This is a genomic window from Embleya sp. NPDC059213 (assembly GCF_042754445.1).
GTDB lineage: Bacteria > Actinomycetota > Actinomycetes > Streptomycetales > Streptomycetaceae > Embleya.
Map to the genome: position 1 here is coordinate 49871 of NZ_JBHZAV010000052.1, position 6486 is coordinate 56356.

The following is a 6486-nucleotide window of genomic DNA, read 5'->3' on the forward strand; positions in this document are numbered from 1 at the left end:
ATCCTGAGGAGGATGTAGTGAAGCGTCGTCTTCTCGTCGCGGCCGGTGTCGCGGCGGCGCTGACCGGTGTTGCCGCCTGTGGATCCGACAGCAGCGATGACAAAAAGGACACCAAGCCTGCGGCGTCCGCGCCGAACGCGCCGGCCGCGGGCAACGGCAAGACCGTCCGGGTCTGGCTGATGAAGGGCTCCGCGCCCGACGACTACATCGCCGCGCTCAAGGCGAAGTTCGAGACGGACCACCCGGGCGCCAAGCTCGACGTGCAGATCCAGCAGTGGAACGGCATCGGCCAGAAGATCACCGGCGCGCTCGCCAGCAACGACGCCCCCGACGTGATCGAGGCCGGCAACACCCAGATCGCCCAGTACGGCGCCTCCGGCGGCCTCAAGGACCTCAGCTCCAAGGTCACCGAGCTCGGCGGCAAGGACTGGCTGACCGGTCTGTCCGACCCGGGCAAGGTCGACGGCAAGACCTACGGCATCCCGTTCTACGCCGCCAACCGCGTCGTGATCTACAACAAGGACCTCTTCGCCAAGGCGAGCGTGCAGCCGCCGAAGACCCGCGCCGAGTGGATCGAGACCACCAAGAAGCTCAACAGCGGGGACCAGCAGGGCATCTACCTGCCGGGTCAGAACTGGTACTTCTACGCCGGTCTGCTCAAGGACGAGGGCGCGGACATCGCGACCAAGTCCGGCAGCGCCTGGAAGGCCAACCTGGACGGCGCCCCGGCCGTCGCCGCGTCTGCCTTCTACAAGGAGCTGCAGTCGTACGGCAAGGCCGCCAAGGACGGCGACGAGAAGACCCAGCCCGAGGTCGTCGCGGCCGACGGCGGCAAGATCGCCCAGTTCATCGCCGTTCCCGGCGAGGCCGAGACGATCATCAAGTCGAACCCGGCCCTGAAGGACAAGTTCGGCTTCTTCCCGATCCCGGGCAAGGACGCGAGCAAGGCCGGTGCCGCGCTGACCGGCGGTTCCGACCTGATGGTCCCCGAGGCGTCGAAGAACCAGGACCTGGCCTACGACGTCATCAAGCTGATCAACAGCGACGAGTGGCAGACCAAGCTCGCGCAGGCGACCAAGCAGCTCCCGAACAAGAACACCCTGGGCGGCGCGGTCACGGCCGACCCGGGTGGCGCGGCGATGATGGAGGGCGCGAAGAACGGCTTCGCCACCCCCAACTCGCCGAACTGGGCCTCGGTCGAGGAGAACAACCCGATCAAGGCCTACCTCACCAAGGTGATGACCGGTAACGACGCCGCGGCAGCCGGCAAGGAAGCCAACACGTCGATCGAGAAGACGCTGAACACCAAGAACTGACCTGACGCAGGCACCCGGACCGCCGAGCGGTTCGGGTGCGGCGCAGCCGGACCGAACGGCCGGTTTCCGCCGCGGGGCACCTTCTCGCGGCGGGACCGGCCCGGCCCACCCGGCGCGGCCCGCCGGCGGACCCCCGTCGCCGGCTCCGCGCTCTCGCCACGTCCCGCCACCGGGCCGGACGGGCCGCAGACCCCCGACACCGAACAACGGGAAGGCAGCTGTGTCAGCCTCCAAGGCAGATGCGGTGGTCGCGACACCTACGCAGCCCCCGCGCAACCAGGCGCCCGCCGGCGTCAGACGCGCAACGAAGCCCCCACGCAAGCCGTCGGGGATCGTCAAGTCGGTCACCCCATACCTTCTTGTCGCGCCCGCGATCCTCGGGATCGTCTTCCTGCTGTTCTATCCGGTGGTCCGGAACGTCATGTTGTCGTTCCAGCATTACCGCTTCAAGCAGCTCATCTCGCGGTCGGCCGAATACGTCGGCTGGGAGAATTACCAGGAAGTCCTCAAGGACAGCGAGTTCTGGGAAGTCACCCGCCGCACGTTCTATTTCACCGCGGTCAACGTGGTGGCGATCATGATCGTCTCCACGCTCTGCGCGCTGATGCTGATGAAGCTCGGCAAGACCATGCGGATCGTGGTGCTGATCGGCCTGGTCGCCGCCTGGGCGACCCCGGTCATCGCCGCCACCACGATCTTCAAGTGGCTCTTCCGCTCGGACAACGGCGTGGTCAACTGGGCGTTGGTCAAGCTCGGCTTCGACTACGAGGGCTACACGTGGTTCGGGCACGCGGGCTCCACCCTGACGGTGGTCACCCTGCTCATCGTGTGGCAGTCGATTCCGTTCGCGACGCTGACCCTGTACGCCGGTCTGACCACCGTCTCCAGCGACATCTACGAGTCGGCACGGCTGGACGGCGCGGGTCCGGTACGGATCTTCCGCTCGATCACCTTCCCGATGCTGCGCCCGATCTTCGGGCTGGTGGCCTCGCTGGAAGTGATTTGGATCTTCAAGTCCTTCGCCCAGATCTGGGCGATCGCGGGTGAGAACGGCCCGATCAACGAGGTGCGCACACTGCCCGTGTACGCCTACCAACAAGGTATGTCGGCCAAGTTGTTCGACATGGCCGGAGCGATCTCCACGATCACCGTGGTGCTCCTCGCGATCATGCTCGTCTTCTACTTCCGCCAGATGTTCAAGCAGGAACGGGAGGCCGACAAGTGAAGGCGCGCACCCTGAAGCGGATTCCGCTCAATCTCGCGGCGCTGCTGGTCTTCGCCGTGTCGATCTTCCCGGTCTACTGGATGGTCCTCACCGCGTTCAAGCCGGCCAAGGACATCCAGTCGGCGACGCCGAAGTTCATCCCGAGCTCGATCTCGATGGACAACTTCAAGACCGCCGTCGACCAGCCGCACTTCTGGGACTACTGGCGCAACAGCCTGATGGTCGCGGGCGTCGGCGTGGTGCTGGCCCTGGTCGTCGCGTGCTTCGCCGCGTTCGCGGTGGCCCGGATGCAGTGGAAGGGCCGGGCGCCCTTCATCCTGATGGTGTTCATCGCCCAGATGGCGCCGTGGGAAGCGCTGATGATCCCGATGTACCTGATCGCGCGGGACAACGACCTGCTCGACTCGCTGCCGATGCTCACCGCGATCTACTTCGTGATGACGTTGCCGTTCTCGATCGTGACCCTGCGCGGCTTCCTCGGCGGCATCCCGGTCGAGCTGGAAGAGGCCGCCCGGGTGGACGGTTGTTCGCGGTTCACCGCGTTCCGCAAGATCGTCTTCCCGCTGTTGGCCCCGGGCCTGCTGTCCACGTCGCTGTTCGGCTTCATCACCGCGTGGAACGAGTTCGCGTTCGCCAACGCGCTGCTGCTGAACCGGCCGGAGCAGCGCACGCTGCCGACCTGGCTCAACTCGTTCAGCAACGGAATCACCATCGACTGGGGCGCCATCATGGCCGCCTCGACCCTGTTCATGCTTCCGGTTCTTGCGATCTTCCTGGTGTTGCAGGGCAAGGTCACCGGCGGGCTCACCTCCGGCGCGGTAAAGGGCTGATCGACCATGTCCGAACGTCTCGAGCGCCTGGCGCTCGCCGTCCTGCAGCCCGGATTCGACGGCCTGACCGCGCCCGGCTGGCTGCGCCACCACATCGCCGGCGGGCTGGGTTCGGTGGGCCTGTTCGGTCGCAACATCGCGACCCCCGAGCAGGTCACCGCACTGACCGAGGAACTGCGTCGGGAGAACCCCGACCTCGTCGTCGCGATCGACGAGGAGGGTGGCGACGTCACCCGCATCCACGTGAACACCGGCAGCCGCTGGCCGGGCAACCTGGCGCTGGGCGTGGTGGACGACACCGCGACCACCGAGGCGGTCGCGCGCGGGCTCGGCCGTGAGCTGGCCGCGTGCGGGGTCAACCTCAACTGGGCGCCGTCGGCCGACGTGAACTCCAACCCGGACAACCCGATCATCGGGGTGCGGTCCTTCGGGGCCGATCCCGAACTGGTCGCCCGGCACACCGCCGCGTACGTGAGCGGCCTGCAGTCGGCCGGGGTGGCCGCGTGCGTCAAGCACTTCCCCGGCCACGGCGACACCGCGATGGACTCGCACCACGGGCTGCCGCGCGTGGACGCCTCGCGCGAGACGCTGGCCGCGCGCGAGCTGGTCCCGTTCCACGCGAGCATCGCGGCGGGCAGCAAGGCGATCATGAGCGCGCACATCGTGCTGCCGGCCTACGACACCGAGTTCCCCGCGACGTTGTCCCGGACGATCATGACCGGGCTGCTGCGCAAGGAAATGGGCTACACCGGCCTGATCGTCACCGACGCGATCGAGATGGGCGCGATAGCCGACACCTACGGCATCGCCGACGGCACCGTGCGCGCGATCGCGGCCGGCGTCGACGCGGTGTGCGTGGGCGGCGGGTTGTGCGACGAGGAGACCGTGCTGCACCTGCGCGACGCGCTGGTGACCGCGGTCCGCGAGGGCCGGCTCGCCGAGGAGCGGCTGGTCGACGCCGCGGCCCGGGTCCACGAACTGGCCACCTGGGCCAAGGTCGGCGCGGCCGAACCGGTCGACTACGCGCTCGGCCTGGACGCGGCCCGCCGCGCGGTCCGGGTGACCGGCACGGTCGTACCGATCACCACCCCCGCGCACGTGGTCGAACTCTCGCCCACCGCCAACATCGCGGTCGGCGAACAGACCCCGTGGGGCATCGCCCCGGTCCTGACCGAGGCACTGCCCGGCACCACCGTCACCCGGGCCCGGACCGCCGAACCGCAGCTCGTCGACGACGTGCTACGCGCGGCGACCGACCGCCCCCTGGTCCTGGTGGTCCGCAATCTGGACCACCACGCGTGGGCCGGCGAAATAGCGGCGAGCCTGCTCGCCGCGCGGCCGGACGCCGTCGTGGTCGAGATGGGCATCCCCGGAGCTGCCACTCCGGGCGCCGCCCACCTCGCCACGCACGGCGCCGCCACGGTCTGCGGCATCGCGGCCGCCGAACTCTTGACGGGGCGACGGTTGGGGTGACCGGCCGGATGGCGGGATGACGGCTGCCGGGGCGACCCGGTGGGTCGGGTAGGGACGGTGGATCTGGTGGGCCTGGTGGGGCGATGCGTCCGGACGTTGTGAATGCGTTCGACACGGTGCGTCCGGGCGTTGTGAACCGGGCCGACATCGGAGGGTCGGACACTGGAGTGGGCGGGGTAGGGGTGGGGCGGCGAGAATCCGCCTCGACCCGTGACGGCTCGCGATGCCGTCGCCTCGCCCGGTCGCCCTGCACCGCCGTCGCCTCGTCGCCGTCGCTTCGTCTCGACCCCGCAATTTCTCAACCTGGCAATGCTGCAATCGGCAAGAAATTCAACGGAAGGCCGCACCATGTCCGCCACCGACGACCGTGACGTCCTGGGACCCGACCGGGGCACCATCATGTCCGCCGAGATGGCGGAGCAGCCTGCCGTCCTGCGCCGGATCCTGGCCGAGGGCGCTCCGACGATCCGGGCCATCGCGGCCGAGATCGCCGCCCGGAACCCGCGCTTCGTGCTGCTGACGGCGCGCGGCACCAGCGACAACGCCGCGTTGTACGCGAAGTACCTGATCGAGGTGCTGCTGGGCAAGCCGGCCGGGCTCACCTCGATGTCGACGACCACCGCCTACGGTGCGGAGCCGGACCTGACCGACTGCCTGGTCGTGACCGTCTCCCAGTCGGGCGGCTCGCCCGACCTGGTGGCCTCCACCGAGGCGGCCCGCAAGGCGGGCGCGATCACCCTCGCGGTGACCAACAACCCGAATTCGGCCCTGGCGGCCGTCTCCGAGTTCCACATCGACGTGCTCGCGGGCCCGGAGAAGGCGCTGCCGGCGACGAAGACGTACACCGCGGAGCTGCTCGCGCTGTACCTGTTCGTCGAGGGCCTGCGCGGCGGCGACACGTCGCCGGCCGACCTGCTGCCCGCGCTGGCCCAGGACATCCTGGACCGCGGACACGAGGTCGCCGAGCTGGCCCAGCGATACCGCTTCGCACAGCGCCTGGTGATCACCTCGCGCGGCTACGGCTACCCGACGGCGCGCGAGGCCGCGCTCAAGATCATGGAGACCAGCTACATCCCGGCCCAGTCGTTCTCCGGCGCGGACCTGCTGCACGGTCCCCTGGCCATGGTCGACAACGTCAGCCCGGTGATCGCGGTCGTCCCCGACGGCAAGGGCGGCGACGCGCTCCAGCCCGTTCTGGAGCGGCTGCGCGGCCGCGGCGCGGACCTGATGGTGATCGGCACCGCCGACCAGGTCGGCCGCGCATCGGCCGGCTTCGTCCTCCCGGAGGGCGTGGCCGAGGAGGTCCAGCCGATCCTGGAGATCATCCCGCTCCAACTCTTGGCGTACGAGGTCACCATGGCCCGCGGCCTCGACCCGGACGCCCCGCGGGCACTGGCGAAGGTCACGGAGACGCACTGACGGTGCGTTTTGGGCGCCGGCGGACGCCGCGTTCTGCGCGTGGACGGCTTCGCGATGGGGGGCGGGGGTGGGGCCGGGCCTGGGTCGCGGGTGCGGCGAGCGGGTGGCGGCTTTCGGCGATGCAGCGTTGCTTCTATTGGGCGCCTTCGGCGCCGGCTCGCGAGGCACCACTTTTTTGTTCCGTCGCAGGCTCCTCCACAAAAAAGTGGCCCCTCGCTCGTGA

5 protein-coding genes are annotated in these 6486 nt (G+C 69.1%); all 5 read left to right on the forward strand.

The features are described from left to right. Window positions 1-17: 17 nt before the first annotated feature. A complete protein-coding gene (locus ACFXMF_RS20770) occupies window positions 18-1316 on the forward strand; it encodes an extracellular solute-binding protein (protein ID WP_360324299.1) in 1299 nt (432 codons plus the stop codon). 220 nt (window positions 1317-1536) lie between these two features. Continuing rightward, a complete protein-coding gene (locus ACFXMF_RS20775; protein ID WP_360324301.1) occupies window positions 1537-2541 on the forward strand; it encodes a sugar ABC transporter permease in 1005 nt (334 codons plus the stop codon). Next, window positions 2538-3371, forward strand: coding sequence for a carbohydrate ABC transporter permease (locus ACFXMF_RS20780; RefSeq protein WP_360324303.1), 834 nt, complete (start codon window positions 2538-2540; stop codon window positions 3369-3371). Before ACFXMF_RS20775 ends, ACFXMF_RS20780 begins: the two co-directional genes overlap by 4 nt. A gap of 6 nt (window positions 3372-3377) precedes the next feature. After that, the gene (locus ACFXMF_RS20785; RefSeq protein ID WP_360324305.1) at window positions 3378-4844 is read left to right on the forward strand and encodes a glycoside hydrolase family 3 protein; all 1467 of its coding nucleotides are present in this window, start codon (window positions 3378-3380) and stop codon (window positions 4842-4844) included. Between the two features lie 348 nt (window positions 4845-5192). After that, window positions 5193-6263 carry an SIS domain-containing protein gene (locus tag ACFXMF_RS20790; protein ID WP_360324307.1) on the forward strand — a complete coding sequence of 357 codons (1071 nt, stop codon included), beginning with the start codon at window positions 5193-5195 and terminating at the stop codon, window positions 6261-6263. Window positions 6264-6486 lie beyond the last annotated feature (223 nt).